This is a genomic window from Gordonia otitidis, assembly GCF_020735545.1.
Classification (GTDB): domain Bacteria; phylum Actinomycetota; class Actinomycetes; order Mycobacteriales; family Mycobacteriaceae; genus Gordonia; species Gordonia otitidis.
This window is the reverse complement of sequence record NZ_CP085974.1, coordinates 3,718,499-3,734,831: the sequence shown is the minus strand read 5'-3', so window position 1 is coordinate 3,734,831 and position 16,333 is coordinate 3,718,499. Positions and strand designations below refer to the sequence as shown.

Annotated in this window: 11 protein-coding genes; 4 read left to right on the top strand and 7 right to left on the bottom strand. The window is 68.4% G+C overall.

What is annotated here, in order from left to right; all coding sequences use genetic code 11:
* Window positions 1-49: 49 nt before the first annotated feature.
* The gene (locus tag LK459_RS17000; protein WP_007240814.1) at window positions 50-1,366 is read left to right on the top strand and encodes an ABC1 kinase family protein; all 1,317 of its coding nucleotides are present in this window, start codon (window positions 50-52) and stop codon (window positions 1,364-1,366) included.
* A 231-nt stretch (window positions 1,367-1,597) separates the two neighbouring features.
* Entirely contained in the window at window positions 1,598-3,286 is a 1,689-nt protein-coding gene (locus tag LK459_RS16995; RefSeq protein WP_227919717.1) for an HNH endonuclease, read from the top strand.
* Window positions 3,287-3,438: 152 nt separating this feature from the next.
* On the opposite strand, the gene LK459_RS16990 is transcribed toward LK459_RS16995, so the two are convergent.
* The 3 genes from LK459_RS16990 to LK459_RS16980 all read right to left on the bottom strand — a co-directional run bounded on the left by LK459_RS16990 (window position 3,439) and on the right by LK459_RS16980 (window position 6,474).
* A complete protein-coding gene (locus tag LK459_RS16990) occupies window positions 3,439-3,765 on the bottom strand; it encodes a WhiB family transcriptional regulator (protein ID WP_227919716.1) in 327 nt (108 codons plus the stop codon).
* 170 nt (window positions 3,766-3,935) lie between these two features.
* Complete coding sequence (locus LK459_RS16985; protein ID WP_007240810.1) at window positions 3,936-4,220, bottom strand: hypothetical protein; 285 nt, start codon at window positions 4,218-4,220, stop codon at window positions 3,936-3,938.
* 118 nt (window positions 4,221-4,338) lie between these two features.
* Entirely contained in the window at window positions 4,339-6,474 is a 2,136-nt protein-coding gene (locus tag LK459_RS16980; RefSeq protein WP_227919715.1) for an ATP-dependent DNA helicase UvrD2, read from the bottom strand.
* Between the two features lie 207 nt (window positions 6,475-6,681).
* Here LK459_RS16980 and LK459_RS16975 point away from each other — a divergent pair, with 207 nt between their 5' ends.
* The gene (locus LK459_RS16975) at window positions 6,682-6,906 is read left to right on the top strand and encodes a mycoredoxin (RefSeq protein ID WP_085949820.1); all 225 of its coding nucleotides are present in this window, start codon (window positions 6,682-6,684) and stop codon (window positions 6,904-6,906) included.
* A 51-nt stretch (window positions 6,907-6,957) separates the two neighbouring features.
* Here the strand turns inward: LK459_RS16975 and nudC are convergent, their stop codons facing one another.
* From nudC to LK459_RS16955, 4 genes are all read right to left on the bottom strand, one after another.
* Window positions 6,958-7,911, bottom strand: a complete 954-nt coding sequence (nudC, locus tag LK459_RS16970; RefSeq protein ID WP_227919714.1) for an NAD(+) diphosphatase — start codon at window positions 7,909-7,911, stop codon at window positions 6,958-6,960.
* A gap of 100 nt (window positions 7,912-8,011) precedes the next feature.
* Entirely contained in the window at window positions 8,012-9,082 is a 1,071-nt protein-coding gene (locus tag LK459_RS16965; protein ID WP_007239941.1) for a potassium channel family protein, read from the bottom strand.
* A gap of 55 nt (window positions 9,083-9,137) precedes the next feature.
* Window positions 9,138-12,653 (bottom strand): ATP-dependent helicase, encoded by a 3,516-nt coding sequence (locus LK459_RS16960; RefSeq protein ID WP_227919713.1) that lies wholly within the window; start codon window positions 12,651-12,653, stop codon window positions 9,138-9,140.
* Entirely contained in the window at window positions 12,646-16,161 is a 3,516-nt protein-coding gene (locus LK459_RS16955) for an ATP-dependent helicase (RefSeq protein ID WP_227919711.1), read from the bottom strand. The genes LK459_RS16960 and LK459_RS16955 overlap by 8 nt, the downstream gene beginning before the upstream one ends.
* On the opposite strand from LK459_RS16955, the gene LK459_RS16950 reads away from it, so the two are divergent.
* Complete coding sequence (locus tag LK459_RS16950; RefSeq protein ID WP_227919710.1) at window positions 16,153-16,332, top strand: hypothetical protein; 180 nt, start codon at window positions 16,153-16,155, stop codon at window positions 16,330-16,332. The two genes, LK459_RS16955 and LK459_RS16950, sit on opposite strands and share 9 nt — an antisense overlap.
* Window position 16,333: the final 1 nt, after the last annotated feature.

Here is a 16,333-nt window from a genome sequence, read left to right as displayed (position 1 = left end):
AGACCGATCCTCAGGTGCGTCCTCTATCCTGGGATGGGGAAAGGACACCATGACCGACATCACACGCGGGCAGCACCGCCGCAACGCTCGACTGGCCACGTTGCCGATCGGGATGGCGGGCCGCGCGGCGGCAGGCCTCGGCAAGCGCATGGTCGGCAAAGACAAGGACGAAGTCAACCAGGAACTCCTGGAGAAGGCCGCGGACCAACTGTTCTCCGTACTCGGCGAACTCAAGGGCGGCGCGATGAAGGTCGGCCAGGCCATGTCGATCATGGAAGCCGCCATTCCCGAGGAGTTCGGCGAACCCTTCCGCGAAGCACTCACCAAACTGCAGGCCGAAGCTCCCCCACTACCCGCTCCCAAGGTCCACAAGGTTCTCGACCAGCAACTCGGCACCAAGTGGCGTCAGCGTTTCCGCGAGTTCTCCGACGAGCCCGCGGCGTCGGCCAGCATCGGCCAGGTTCACAAGGGCGTCTGGGCCGACGGTCGCGAGGTGGCGGTCAAGGTGCAGTACCCGGGCGCCGACCACGCACTGAAGGCCGACCTCAAGACGCTGTCGCGCATGTCGGGTCTACTGCAGAAACTCTCGCCCGGCACGGACGTCAAAGCGATGATGGACGAACTCATCGATCGCACCGAAGCCGAACTCGACTACCTCGGCGAGGCCGACAACCAGCGAGCGTTTGCCAAAGCATTCGACGGCGACTCCGACTTCGTCATACCGAAGGTCATCGCGAGCGCTCCGAAGGTGGTCGTGTCGGAGTGGCTCGACGGCACGCCGCTGTCGAAGATCATCACCTCAGGCGACCAGGCGACCCGCAACGAAGCCGCCGCACGTATGGCCACGTTCGAGGTCAGCTCCCCGTTCCGGGTCGGCCTGCTCCACGGCGACCCGCATCCGGGCAACTTCTTCATCACCGACGACGGCCGCTTCGGGGTGCTCGACTTCGGTGCCGTCGGCCACTACCCGAACGGATTGCCGCCTGAGACCGGCCCCATCCTTCGACTCGCGCGCGACAAGAAGTACGACGAGCTGACAGAAGAGATGATCAAGGCAGGCTTCATCCTGCGGTCCCGTGCCGACCGGGTGAGCCCAGACGATATCGAGGCCTACCTCAAACCGTATGTCGATCCGCTGTACTCCGAGTCGTTCCACTTCACGCGCAAGTGGCTGCAACGCGCGGCGGGCAAGGCCACCGACGTGCGTGGCGATGTGTACAAGACGTCCCGAAACCTCAACGTGCCCAAGCACTATGTGATGGTGTTCCGCGTCCTCGCCGGTTGCGTCGGCATCGCCTCGCAGCTCGACGCCGAGGCTCCGTACCGGGCGATCATGGAGAAGTGGGTGCCGGGGCTCGCGGACTGAGCCCCCGCCCGTCCGTCCGCGTCGCCCGCGAGCCGCTGCCGGTCATCCCTGCCGAGGTTCCCACCGCGGCCTATCGGTTGGGCTTCCGAGGGGCCTTGTCATGTGTTGTCCACAGCTTCGACAGCATCGAATCACGGTTGTCCGAATTGTCGTACCCGCCAGATAGTCTGGTTCTCGGATCGAACATACAAGCGATCACGAGACCGTGACATGACGCGGGAGGGGGCGGCGGTGTCAGAAGAACATGCACATTCCAGTACCGGCCCACTACCTGTCGGACCGCTCCCTCTCGGACCGCTGACGTTCGGCCCCGCGGACGCACTCCGGATCAGTCGCCTGTCGGGTAGCGAATTGAACGACGTCGGTCGGGCCACCCAGCGCCTCGCACGCCAGGCCGAAGCCCGGACTGCGCTCCTGGCGTTTCGCATCGGCGAGTCCGTCGCCGACGACATGCTGATCGTCACCTCAACCCGTCCGCACACACACCACGCCGCCGACAAAGCGGCGATCGCGGAGATCTCGCTGCAGCTGGGGATCTCTCGTTCACAGGCACGGCGATACGCAGTCCTCGGCGCGCAGCTGGCCGATCTGCCCGAGACCTCGACGGCCTTCCTCGACGGTGAGATCCGCATGTCCCGGATCGAGCTCGTCGCCGAAGCCCTGTCCGCACTCGATTCGGCCCTTCGTGTAAACGCCGAGCCGCTGGCCGTCGAGCTCGCTCGTCGGACCTCCGCCGACTCCACACTCAGAGATCAGCTCGCCGAGTTGGTGATCGCACTCGACCCCGAAGCTGCCGCCGAAGCACGACGCGACTTCGCCGAGCGCAATCAGAACATCCACATCCGACCCGAGGTGCACGGACACGTCTCGATCGACGGATGCCTGCCAGCCGAGCAGGGCGTTCACCTGGCGACCCGTATTTCGGCACTGGTCGCAGAACGGTTGTGCCCCGACGACTCGCGACCCGAAGGTCGACGCCGTGTCGCTGCTTTCGCCGAGATCCAGGGTCTACCGGGCGCACGCCTCACCTGCGACTGCGGATCAACGCATTGTCCGGCAACACAACCCGACGTCGAGCCGCTCGATGGTCCCGAGGCGCTCGACGGTCCCGAGGCGCTCGACGGTCCCGACGCGCACGCGTCGGACCCGGCCCAGTCGAGTCCGGCCGAGCAAGAACCCGCTCGAGGAGGAGAGGTCGATACCGCTGAGATGACGGTGTCCGGCGACGAGACCGCCGTCAGCGATGAGACCTGTGACGAGTCGGTGCCCGGGGCAGCGTGTCAGACGGCATTGGAGGTGCTCGTCGACCCGGCAGGAATCGATGTGCCACGGCTGGTCGGCTACGGCGCGATCGACCCCGCGCATGCAGCCGAACTGGCCGCGGGTGTGATCGCACGGCCCGTCGACATTCCAGGCCTCACTTCGCTCATCGATGCCGCCGAACTGCCGACGCCCGCCGTCACTGCGCTTCCCGGCGACGGGACGCTGGCCAACCTCACGTCGCCGGGACTCAATCTCGCCGCGATGGCGTCGAATCTTGCGACCTGGGGTCTCCCTGACAATCCCGCACCGCCGATCGATCCCAGCGGGCACGGCGGATATCCGGCCCCACCGCGATGGGCGCTGCGATACCGAATACCCGAGTGGCTTCGCGAACAAGTCGTGGCACTCCACGGGGTGTGCCGGTTTCCGGAGTGTGGGAAGTCCGCACATCGCGCGGAGCTCGATCACCTCGTGAAGTTCCACCACGCCGACCCTCTGTCCGGCGGCTGGACCGTGCTGTTCAATCTGATTCCGCTGTGCGGACCCGATCACCAGCGCAAGCACCTTGGTCTGTGGATCCCCACGATGCGCAGCGATCTGTCGATCAGCTGGACGAGCAGGCGAACCGGCGAAGTGGTCACCACCTATCCGCGCTGACGGAACGTTGACGCCGCCGATGAACGTACGAGCGGCGCGCTTCCGCGCACGCATTCGAGAATCGAGCGCCTGCCTGCCCCGACTACACATGGCCCCTGCCCCAGCGACGTCGGTCGCTGAGGCAGGGGCCATGCTTGTCGTGCATGTGTGTGTCAGGCCGCATTCTTGCGCGGGCGTCCGCGAGGGCGCTTGCGCGCGATCACGGCGCCGCGTTCGAAGATCTCACCACCCCAGACGCCCCAGGGCTCGGCGCGATCGAGTGCGGCCTGCAGGCACTGCGCCCGCAGCGGGCACTCGGCGCACATCGCCTTGGCCCGCTCGAGGTCACGGGGATCGTCGGCGAACCACAGGTCGGCGTCGGCTTCCTGGCACGGAAGTGCCGAGGCGGTGGCAGGAGTTGCCTGCGACACGGCCACGGACTCGGCGGCGAACTCGCGGTCCGCCGACATACAGGACTCCAGAACACATTCGACGGTCATCTGGTACTCCACATCTGTTCGAGGATGGTCATCGTCTGAGGGCGATGGCCGTTGGCCTCGACGTGATGGGAGTCGCCGATCCACTGGTGGAGGTCGGTGGTCCGTCACGAGAAAGGCCACGGGTCGCCGTACGCGATTCACCCGTGGCCGTTGTGGCTGTCGACATCCTCCTACGTGGAGAGATCCCGAGTCAGTACGGGGAACCGCTGCGTCGCTCGCTTCGCTGCGGCAGTGCTCGCTGCCGGTGCTGCCGGTGGGAAACCGGTTGCACAGAAACCGAGTGCGTGCACACGCAGTGCCGACTGCGGATCCGCAGCCAGCCAGGAGCGTTCACTGACGGCATACGCGCGAGGCGCATGGAGTTCGATGCGATGGGCATCGGGCATCGCGGCGATCGGCTCGATCGACACGGCAGCTGCCGAGTTCTGCTCGATCGCGTTGGCGATTCCGTTCACTGATCCACTCCTTTCGGTCTCGATGACTTCGCGAGGGGCTGCGACACACTCGAGTGCGCCGGTGACCTTCCCGTGCTGACGCGAACCAGACTATGCGGTGCGCTCACAAACGCACAACCTATTTTTGACCTGCGCTTTTGACGAGTTCGATGACCTCGTCGCCGTACTCGTTGAGCTTCGCGGCCCCGATACCCGAAATCGACACGAGCGCAGCGGAGTCCGTTGGTCGCTGCTCTGCGATCGCCAGCAACGTCTTGTCGGAGAACACCACGAAGGCGGGAACCTTCTTGGAATCGGCCCGCGTACGCCGCCATTCCTTGAGCGCGACGAGCAACCCTTCGTCGAGGTCCGACGGGCAGTCTGCGCACCGGCCGAGCAGGGTGGCGGTCGCGTCGATCAGACGGGAGCCGCACACCCTGCACGTGGGCCCCTTCCGCGGTGCGCGCTTCGACGCCGGGGCGATGCGTGACGCAGGCGAGTCGTCGGGGACGACGTCGGCGAGGAATCGGGAACGGCGGCGCGCACGTCCGCCCTCGTTGCGGGCGATCGCCCACGAGATGTGCAGATGCTCTCTGGCACGGGTCACACCGACGTAGAAGAGTCGACGTTCCTCCTCGACGTCGTCGAACGAGCCCTTGATGGCCTGGCTGATCGGCAACGATCCCTCGGTGAGCCCGACAAGGAACACTGCGTCCCACTCCAAACCCTTCGCGGCGTGCAGCGACGACAGCGTCACGCCCTGCACGGTCGGTGGGTGGCGTGCCTGCGACCGCGCATCGAGTTCGGCGACCAACTCGGTCAGCGTGAGGTCGGGGTTGTCGACAAGCATGTCGTCTGCCAGCCCCGACAGCGCGCGCAGCGACTGCCACCGCGCCTTCGCCTGTGCACCCTTGGGCTCGTCGTCGGACATGCCCAGTTCGCCGAGGACCGAGCGCACCACCGTGGTGAGTTCGACGTCGTCGCGGACTCCGCGTTGGGCCACCTGCGACAGTTGCCTCATCGCCTGGCGGACCTCGGTCCTGGTGAAGAAGGCCTCCCCGCCGCGCACCTGATACGGGATACCCGCTTCGGTGAGTGCTTGCTCGTGATTCTCCGACTGTGCATTGATGCGGTAGAGGATCGCGATCTCCGAGGCGGGCACACCGGCGTTCATGAGGCGCTTGATGGCCGCAGCGACCGCGCCCGCCTCGCTGGGCTCGTCGTCGTATTCGGCGAACGCGGGCTCGGGACCGGGTTCACGCTGCCCGATCAATTGCAGTCGTGTTCCGGCGATTCGTCCGCGCGCGGCACCGATCACGCGGTTGGCGAGGCTGACCACCTGCGGCGTCGACCGGTAGTCGCGCTCGAGCCGCACGAGCGTGGCGTCGGGGAATCGACGGCCGAAATCGAGCAGGTACTTCGGGGTGGCCCCGGTGAACGTGTAGATCGTCTGATTGGCATCGCCGACGACGGTGAGGTCGTCACGCGCCCCGAGCCACGCGTCGAGCAGACCCTGCTGCACGGGAGTCACGTCCTGATACTCGTCGACGACGAAACACCGGTAGCGCGAACGGAATTCGTCGGCGAGGCCGGCGTCGGACTCGAGAATCGTCGTCATGAAGATGAGGAGATCGTCGAAGTCGAGCAGGCGGTCGCCGTCGGGCGAGACCTTGGCGTCCTCGTAGGCGGCGAACGCCTTTGCCACCTGCGCGGCGGGTGCCGGAGTCTCGCGGGGGGCGCGGGTCACGGCAGCTACGTAGTCCTCGGGACCGATCAGCGAGGCCTTCGCCCATTCGATCTCCGACATGAGGTCGCGCACGGTGTCCGTCGAACTGTCGAGCCCCGCTCGACGCGCCGCTCGACCGACGACGGGGAACTTGTTGTCGAGCAGTTCCCACGACGCGCTGCCGAATGCGCGCGGCCAGAAGTAGCGGAGCTGGCGCATGGCCGCCGCATGGAAGGTCTGCGCCAGCACACTGGGCCCATCCGCGCCGATCCCGAGCGACCTGAGCCTGCCGCGCATCTCCCCCGCTGCTCGTGCGGTGAACGTGACAGCGAGCACCTGGCCCGGGTTCACTTGTCCCTGATCGATGAGATACGCAATCCGACGCGTGATAGTGCGCGTCTTGCCCGTCCCCGCGCCTGCCAGCACACATACCGGGCCGCGCGGCGCGAGGACCGCGGCGCGCTGTTCCGGGTCGAGTCCGTCGAGGATGCTGCGATCACGTGGACTGCGGTCACGTGGGTCGAGGGGCGATGAGGGACTGTCGGGCACGGCTTCCACTATGGCACCCCGCTTCGACGACGACGTGGGCCCGTCGAGGGTTGTCCACACCCGGCGCCTGAGCTGCCACGTGGCGTCAGATCGTCTCGCGGGAACACAGGCAGCGTCGATCGTGTTGTGTGTGCCATGACCGACTCAGCCGAAAACCAGACTCCCGCGGCCCAGACTCCTGCAGCCCAGACTCCCGCGGCACTGACCATGTACACGACGTCGTGGTGCGGGTACTGCGCCCGACTCAAGACAGCCCTGCGCAGCTCCGGCCTCGAGTGGACCGAGATCGACATCGAGCGCAACCCCGACGCCGCCGAGTTCGTCGGCAGCGTCAATGGCGGCAACCACGTCGTCCCGACGGTGCTCTACTCGGACGGCACGACCGCCACGAATCCGTCGATCAGCGACGTGAAGAAGAAGCTCGGCGTCTGACCCGCACAGTCGGCGACCAGAAGCGCACAGTCGACGGCCATGGGCGCACGCTCAGGCGGGTGTTCTGGCCCAGGCCTCGACCAGCGCACGCGCGATCGAGATCGACCCCGGTAGCAGGAGGCGCGGAGCCTCCTCGCCATCGGCCACAGCTCGTCCGGCACCGTCGGGTTCGGGCATTCCCCGCAGCCACTCCTCGCCGCGGTCGAGTGCATCGAGGACCTCGGCGCGGGTGAACCACTGCGCGTCACCGATCTCGCCATCGAGGAATCGCAGCGGTTCGTCCGGGTCGCCGAGTGCGGAGAACCCGAGCATCAGCGACCGGGGAAACGGCCATGGTTGTGAACCGAGGTAGCGCGGCGCGTGCACGGTGATGCCGACCTCTTCGTGCACTTCCCGTATCACGCACTGCTCCAACGACTCTCCTGGTTCGACGAATCCGGCGAGCGTCGAATACCAGCGCTCGGGCCAGACGGCCTGACGACCGAGCAGGATACGGTCGGCGCCGTCGTGCACCACGGTGATGATCGCGGGATCGGTGCGCGGGAACTCGTCGACACCGGTCTCCGGATTGCGACGCACCCAGCCGCCGCGCGCGGGCACGGTCAGCGAGCCGTCGACCGGCGAGAACCGCGCTGTCGCATGCCAGTTGAGGATGCCGAGCGCGGTGGCGAGCAGCCCCGCCTCGTCAGCGTCGAGTCGGGTGGCACCACGTCGCGGGTCGGCGGTCTTGCCGTCGAGTTCGTCGACCCTGATGGTCCACAGATCGGTGTCGGTGTGTGCGAGGAAGACTGCGTCGGTCGGTGGCCGATCACCGAATGTCGACGCGTCGGCCCAACGCAGCGCGCCGTCGGCGTCCACCGGATAGCGACCGCCCCTGTCGACGGGCAGCACACGTGCGGTCGGCCAGCCGGCCACCATCCGGTCGGGTTCGTCACGGATTTCGTCGGCACGGTCGAACGTGCCCCGGGACAGCAGCGGCGGTTGGTCGAAGACAAAGGCGCCCATGCGACTGTTCTACCCCGATCGCGACGCTCGAGGCACGCCGGGGCGCATGCGCGGCGGGTCGCAGCGCACCGAGCGTGCGGGCCCCCGCCGGACCCCTCCGTCAGTCGGCGGGTCCCTTCCGCACGTACAGCAGTCGATCGCCCGCTTCGATCTGCTCGACCTCGCTGTCGTCGACGCGATGCAGTACACCGTTTCGGACGACGCCGAGCACGATGTCACGAGTGTGCGCGGGCGAACCGCCCGTCTCGGTCGGGTCGACCTCGCGCTCGGCGATGGCGTATCCGGCGTCGGGGGTCAGCAGGTCCTCGATCACCTCGACGACCGACGGCGTCATCGTCGCGATCCCCAGGAGCCTGCCGGCGGTCTCCGACGAAACGACCACCGAGTTCGCGCCCGACTGCCGCATCAGGTGTGTGTTCTCCGACTCCCGGATCGACGCGACGATCTTGGCACGCGGGTTGAGTTCACGGGCTGTCAGCGTCGCCAGCACCGCGGTGTCGTCGCGGTTGGCAGCCACCACGATGCTGGACGCATGGGCGACGCCCGCGAGCCGCAGCACGTCGGATTTGGTGGCGTCGCCACGGACCGTCACGAGCCCGTCGGCCTCCGCGTGCTCGAGGACTCCCGGGTTGTTGTCGACGACGACGATCTCCGACGGCTTGATGCCGTCGCCGATCATGGCGTCGACCGCGGTGCGCCCCTTGGTGCCGTACCCGATGACGACGGTGTGATTGCGCAAGTTGTTCCTCCAGCGCTGGATCTTGAGAGCTTGGCGGGACCGCTCGGTGAGCACCTCGAGCGTCGTTCCGATCAACACGATCAGGAACAGCACGCGCAGCGGGGTGATGATCAGCAGGTTGATCAATCGGGCCGACGGGGTGAACGGTGTGATGTCGCCGTAACCGGTGGTCGACAGCGTCACGGCCGAGTAGTACAACGCGTCGAGAAACGAGAGCGGGTTCTCCTGGACGTCGCGGTACCCGCTGCGATCGACATAGACGAGAACGGCGGTGAAGAACAGCGCAACGACCGCGAAGATGACCCGACGTCCGATCGCGCGCGCGGGACTGTGCTTGAGCTCGGGGATGCGGACGACGCCGACGAGCGCGTAATCGGGCCCCTCGGACAGGTCATCACCGCGCCAACGACGACGGAATCCGCGTCCGGGCATCAGCACGACCACCTTTGCTTCACAGGGTGTGAATCTAATGCATCGGCCGGGCGTATCAGTGCTCCGACTCTCGCGCGAGCAGCGCGCGGAGGTCGTCGTGGTCGGGCAACACGTCGGGTTCGAGCGTGTAGTTGTGCCGAACGTAGTGGAAGGCAGCTCTGACCCGGTCCACCGGGACACCCGCGAGCTGTGCCCATGCGAGTCGATACGCGGCGAGCTGGATGTCGACGGACTCACGCTGCGCACCCGTGGGGGCGGCCTTCGGCGATCCGTCGCCCCGAGAGCCGGGCACCGCACCGGTCTTCCAATCGACGACGACCCACGAACCGTCGGGCTCCGCGAACACCGCATCGATACGGCCACGGATCACCGTGTCGCCGATGACGGTCTCGAACGGGACCTCCACCTCGCTGGGAGTACGCGAGGCCCATGGCGACGCGAGGAACGCCTCGCGCAGCGCATCGAGGTCGGCGTCGGGTGACGCCGAGGAATCGGCGGCGCCCGGGAGTTCATCGATGTCGAGCAGTCGGGTCGCACCGAACCACCGCTCCACCCAGGCGTGAAACGCCGTGCCACGCCGCGCCGTCGGATTGGGCCGGAACGGCGTCGGGCGGCGCAGTCGTCGGGCGAATTCCCTTTCGTCGGAATCGAGTTCGACGAGCTGGCTGACCGACAGGTGCGTCGGCAACGCGACGTCGACGACAGCCTGGTTACCCCGATTGTGCTCGGCGAGCAGCGCATCCACCTCGGCACGCCATGCGGCGATCTCGGGGTGCTCACCCTCGTCCGCCGGTGGATCGTTGTCCGCAGCGCCGTCGCCCGCGCGAGTCGGTTGCTCCGCCGTTCGCATGCCGGACACCTCGCCGCCCGGGGTGTCGAACAGTGCCGGGGCATCTCTGGCCGCGATCGCATCGAGCACGACCCGCGCCGCGGCGTCGACCCCTTCGCGCCGACCGCCGAGGCGATCCGCGGGCCACTGCGCACGTACGACCTGCTCGGCCAACGGATTCGTCGCACCGTCGTCAGGTGGCGGCGCGAGTTGGTCGATCGCGAGGCCGTCGGAATCGACGGCGGGATCGTCGACAGCGTCGGAGACGATGGCGACCAGCTCGTCGAAGAACTCCGATCCGCCGCGCGGTTTGTCGCCGGTCTCACCCCAGTGGTGAGCGGACACGAGCAGATCTTGGCGTGCGCGCGTCAGCGCGACGTAGAGCAGACGACGATCTTCCTCGAGCCGACGCTCGTCGATGGCCTCCTTGTGCAGCGTGAGCGCCTCGGCGAGTTCTTTGCGGTTGGTGATCGCACCGCTGATGTCGAAAGTCGGGAATCCCTCCCCCGTGCCGCGCTCCGCCAGGTCGCCCCGCAGCGGCCCGGGGAGTTCCTTGGCGCTGCGCATCCACGTCGTGTCGGCACGCCCGCCGGGGAAGATCCGCGCGGCGAGATGCGGCAGCGCGACAACGTCCCACTCGAGTCCCTTCGCCGCGTGCACGGTGAGGATCTGCACGCGTTGTTCGGCGACCTCTATGCGGCCGGGCTCGAGGCCCTTCTCGATGGTCTCGGCCGTGTCCAGAAAAGCCAGGAGTCCCGGCAGATTCGCGCCTTGCCGCTCCGCGTACGCGGTGACGTACTCGGCGAATGCGTCGAGATGCTCGCGACCCGTGATGGCGCCGCGCATGCGACGTGCGCGGATCTGCGCCTCGATACCGACGCCGATCGTGTTCTCGACGTCGGCGACCAGCTCCGGTAGCGGCTGCCCGATACGTCGGCGCAGCGCTTCGAGCTGTGCACCGAAAGAACGGATGCGCGCATAGCCCTGCGGTGAATAGGCGTCGGCATCGCCCGGGTCGACGAGCGCGTCGGCTATGCCGGCACGGTCGACGACCTCGGTCGGCAGCACGGCGTCGAGTGCCGCGTCGAGTTCTTCACGACTGGTGACCGTGCCACCCGACGCCGCGAAGTCCTCGGCTGCGAGGTTGGTGGCTCGCCGCCAGAGCGCGGCGATGTCGGCTGCACCCAATTGCCACCGCGCGCCCGTCAGGAGGCGCATCGCGGCCGTCCCCGCCATCGGGTCGGCCATCAACCGCAGGGTGGCGACGACGTCCTCGATCTCGGGTACGTGGAGCAGACCGCCGATGCCGATCACCTCGGCCGGGATGCCCCGACTCTCGAGTTCTGCCGCCAACGGCGCCGAATCCTCGTTGCGTCGCACCAGGATCGCGACGGTCGGCGGATCGGTGCCGGCTCGCTCGGCGTCGCGGTAGTGGCGCTCGATGTGGTCGGCGACCCATGCCCGTTCGTCGACGACGGTGTCGGTGAGGGCCATCGACACGGTGCCTGCCGGGGCATCGGGTCGCGGGCGGAGCACACTGACCGGAATCCCTCTGCGCCGCAACTCCTCCGACGTACGGTTCGCCAGGTCGAGGGTGTGGGACGGATTGCGCCAGCTGGTCAGCAACTCGAGTCGCTGTGACGGTCGACCGTCGCCGCGCGGGAAGTCGGCGCTGAATCGTGGCAGGTTGGCCGCCGACGCCCCACGCCAGCCGTAGATGGACTGGATCGGGTCACCGACCGCCGTGACCGCGACGGTCGGGCTCTGCGCACCGCTCGAGTTCTTCGCTGTCGATCCCGCTGTCGCGCGGAAACCTCCACCGAACAGTGTGCTCAACAGAATCCGCTGCGAATGCCCGGTGTCCTGGTACTCGTCGAGCAACACGGCACGGAACATCCGCCGCTCTGCCGCGGCGACCTCCGGATTGCGTTGCACCAGTTGCGCAGCCAGTGACATCTGACTGCCGAAGTCGAGCGCCGACTGTTCGCGCATCGCCGCCCGCAACGCCGCCACCATCGGCAGCAGTTCGCGACGCTCGTCGATGACCTCCTGGATCCTGACGAGATCCCTGCTCGGCGTTGCGTGCTGCCGTGGCCCCGGCGGCAGCGTGTCGACCATCGACCGCAGGTCGTCGCCCCACGCGGTCACTGTGTCCAGCTCGACGAGGTGCTCCGCCATCTCGCCGTGCAGCCGCAGTACGGCTTCGGTCACGCCGGAGGGCACCTTGGTGGTGTGCAGCGGTCCCGTCCACGTGGACACGATGGAGAACGCCAGCTGCCACAGTTCGGTCTCGCTCAGCAGTGTCGAACTCGGCTCGACGGGCAGCAGCAAGCCGTAGTCGGCGATGAGTCGTCCCGCGTACGCGTGATAGGTGCTCACCTCGGGATCGGCGGAGCGCAGCCGGGCAGCCAGCACGCCGTCGGGGTCCCAGTTGACCAGCGCGGGCGAGCCCGCCAGCATCGACAGACGACGCCGGATGCGCACCCCGAGTTCACTGGCCGCCTTCCGTGTGAACGTCAGTCCCAGGATCTCGTCAGGCGCGACGAGGCCGTTGGCGACGAGCCAGACGACCCGCGACGCCATGGTCTCGGTCTTGCCCGCACCCGCACCCGCGACCACGAGCAACGGCTCGAGCGGAGCCTCGATGACAGCGACCTGTTCGGCGGTCGGCGTGGGCAGTCCGAGCGCAGCGGCCAGCGAGGTCGCCGAGACGCGTGTGCGCGAGATGTCGGGGTCAGTCATCGATCACCGCCTTCCCACGCAGCTGCGCAGGGCAGCTCGTGTGCAGCGCGCAGTGTCCGCAGCCGGGATTGGGCGTCGCGTCGAACACCGGCCCGACGCTGGCCTTGGCGGCCGACCGCACCACCGCGATCCATTCGTCGAGCAGTTCGGGGGTGAGCGGGGGCTGGACACGTTCGGTCGCTCCGGTCGACGCGTTGCTCGCGGAGACGAACACGAGTCGCCCGCCGCCCGGTTCGAGAGTCCCGTCCGACCCGGGCGGGAACTGCGCCGCGCCGCCATGTGCGAGTGCCACCTGGTAGGCGGCGAGCTGCGCGTGTTCCTCGGCGTCGGCCCGCGACACCGCCGTCTTCGCGGTCTTCACATCGACCACGACCGGCCTGCCGGCCGAGTCGGCTTCGAGGCGGTCGACGCGACCACGCAGCCGAACGGACGGATCGTCGTCGTCGCCCGGCAGAGTCGCATCGATGGCCGACTCCACGCCCCGCTCGTCGAGGTCGTCGCGCGACATGCGTAACCAGTCGCGGAAATTGGTCAGCATGTCCTCGGCGCGGGCGAGCTCGTGCGCCGAGTACCACGCCGCACCGGTGTCGACGCGTTCCCAGATGTCGCGCAGTGCGCCGGTCACCTCGGCCGGGTCGATGTTGCCTGCGACCGCCTGCACGAGCGTGTGCACGAGGCTGCCCGCGATCGCCGGTGTCGCGTCGCCGTCGCGTCCGCCGTTTCGCTCGAGCAACCAGCGCAACGAGCATCTGCTCAGGCTCTCGATGTTCGACGGCGACAGCGTGATCGGCCCGTCGTCCGCACGCCACAGCGGAGCGTCGCTGCTCACCTGACCGAGTCCGAACCACTCACGCGGGTGTGCACCCGGGATGTCGGAATCGGCCAGTGTCGCGAGGAGTTCTGCTGCCGCCCTGGTGCGCTCGTCGGGTTCGGGGTCGCCTGCACCCGCGACCACGACCGAACGCAGTGTCGCCACCAATGACGGAAGCGACAGCACGCGGTCGACGCCGGGATCGAGCGGAACACCGTCGAGTGCCTGCGGCGCAGAGTCGGCGACGTCGGATTCGCTGCCGAGCGCGGAGGCGATCTCGGCGATGAACCTCGACGGCGACGCGTCGCCGCTGCCGTCCTCGACCGCGGTGACCAGAAGTCGACGCCGCGCGCGGGTACACGCCACGAGTAGCAGGCGCCGTTCGTCTGCGAGCGCGCCGGCTCCGCGGGTGACCACGTCGATCCCCTCGGGCGCAACGCCGTCGAGGAGGTCTATCAGCTCGGCGGTGGCCAGCACACTGCCCCGGCTCCGCAACGAGGGCCACAGTCCGTCGAGCACGCCGGCCACCGAGACGACCTCCCATTCGCGGCCCGCTGCGGCGTGCGCCGACAACACGGTCACCGCATCGGCCGCCGCGGTCGGGGTCCGGGAGTCACGCGGGATCTGCAACTGGCTCAGATAGTGCACGAACGCCGCGGGCCCGGCCGACGGGAGCGTGTCGGCGAAGTCACCCGCAGCCTCGAACATCGCCATCACCGCGTCGAGGTCGCGGTCGGCCTGCTCACCGGCGGGTCCCCCGCGGATCGCACTGCCCACCCACCGACGCTCGAGCCCGCTGGCCTGCCACGCAGCCCACAGGGTCTCCTCGACACCTCGTCGGGCGAGATCTGCCCGACGGGCCGCCGCGATCACGTCGAGTGCCCGGCGCAACGGTGCGGCCTCGGTGTCCGAGAGCGCGCGCACGTAGCGCTGCGCGACCTCGTCATCGAGCAGCGCGTCACGCAGGGACGTCAGCGAATCCCGCGCAACCGCGGCATCGTCGCCGGATGGGCCGCCTGCGGAGGCCGCAGCGCGCTCGGCCTTCTCGTCGCATCTGCGGATGCCGCGACGGAGTCGGCGCATCGCGCCGGGATCGGCGCCACCGACCGGGCCGGTCAACAACGCAACGGTGTCGTCGATGGAGAAGAGGTCGTCGGATGACGTGGTCACGTCGGACGACGCGTCGCCGCTACGGGGGTGCTCACCGTGTGCCGCGACCGCGCGCAGCACCGTCATCAGCGCCGCAACCGAACGCTGCCGGTGGATCGGCAGGTCGGACGTCGGCGTCGACAACGGCACACCCGCGGATCGGAATGCCCGCCGCAGCGCGGGCAGCGCGAGGTGAACCGAACGAACGATGACAGCCATGTCGGACCACGGAACGCCTTCGAAGAGGTGCGCACGCCGGAGCAGGTCGGCGATGGCCGTCGCCTCCTTGGCCGCCGACGAGAACACCCGCACCGAGGCGGCAGCACCGTCGGACTCGGCGTCGGCGTCCGCAACCGACGCCGGCCGTGGGTAGGGGTGCGGACGGGCCCCTGGCAATCGCGCGGCCAGTGCGCGCCCTACCCGGCCGATCTCGGGACGGGAGCGCGCGTTCTCGATCAGGACGATGTCGCGTTCGGAACCCGCATCGGCGAGTCCGTCGGCGAACCGGGGACTCGCGCCGCGGAATCCGAAGATCGACTGGTCGGTGTCGGCGGCGATGATCGTCGACTCCGTTCCCGTACCGACGAGTCGCACGAGCTCAGCGGCCTGCGGGTCGAGATGCTGCGCGTCGTCGACGATCAGATGGCGGATGCGGTTGCGCTGACCGGCGAGCAGGTCGGGATCGGTGGCGAACGCCGAGAGCGCGGAGCCGACCAGTTCCGCGGCGTCGACCGCGGGCGCCGACGCACCGGGGGTCGCGAGGCCGACGGCACCGCGTAACAGCATGTTCTGCTCGTATTGCGCGTACGCCCGCGCAGCCGCCACCCACTCGGGCCGACGGTGTGTCCGTCCGAGCGCCGCGAGTTCCTCGGGCCCGACCCCACGCTCGGCCGCCCGCATCATGAGGTCGCGCAGCGCCTGCGCGAATCCATCGGTACCCAATGCGGGACGGAGCAGCGTCGGCCAGTACTCGGCACCGTCTTCGATGTCGCCCGCGAGGAGTTCACGCAGTACGACGTCCTGCTCCGAACCGGTGATCAGTCGGGGTGGCGGATTGCCGTGGGCGTTGGCCTGCAGCCGCAGGATGGCGAACGCGTAGGAGTGGACCGTGCGCACGAGGGGCTCACGCAGTGCACCGCCGGCCCCGGTCCCGAACCCGCCGGACGAGGCCAGTACCCGTCGCGTGATCTGTTCGCGTAGCGAGACCGCTGCGCGTCTGCTCGACGCGAGTACGAGGATCGACTCCGGATCGGTGCCGTCGGTGAGCAGCCGCGCGACGGCCGCGTCGACCACGAGGGAGGTCTTGCCGGTACCCGGGCCGCCGTGCACACGCCAGGGTCGCCATCCGGAGCCGTCGTCCTCGGCAGGCGTGGCACCGTCGATGACGGCCTGCACGTCGGCAGGCCAGCTTCTCGGTGCGGCGCCGTCGCCGTTGTGCGCACCGTCGACGGTGGTCGACGAGACGAGGTGGGTGCGCAGGGCCGTTCCCCCGCCCCGATGCCCCCGCTGTCGTTCGGCCCGGGGTTGCTGCCTGCGGGAATGTTGCATGCGGGAATGTTGCGTGCGGGAGTGCTGCGTGCCGGACCGGTCCGGTTCGCTCTGTCGTCGAACCACGAGTACATCGAATCACGCACCCCCGACACGCGATCCCGCGACTTCCCACCGGGCCACGACGTCGGGGTGTGGCGCGCACGGTGGCGTGCACTCGGCGAGGCATGAT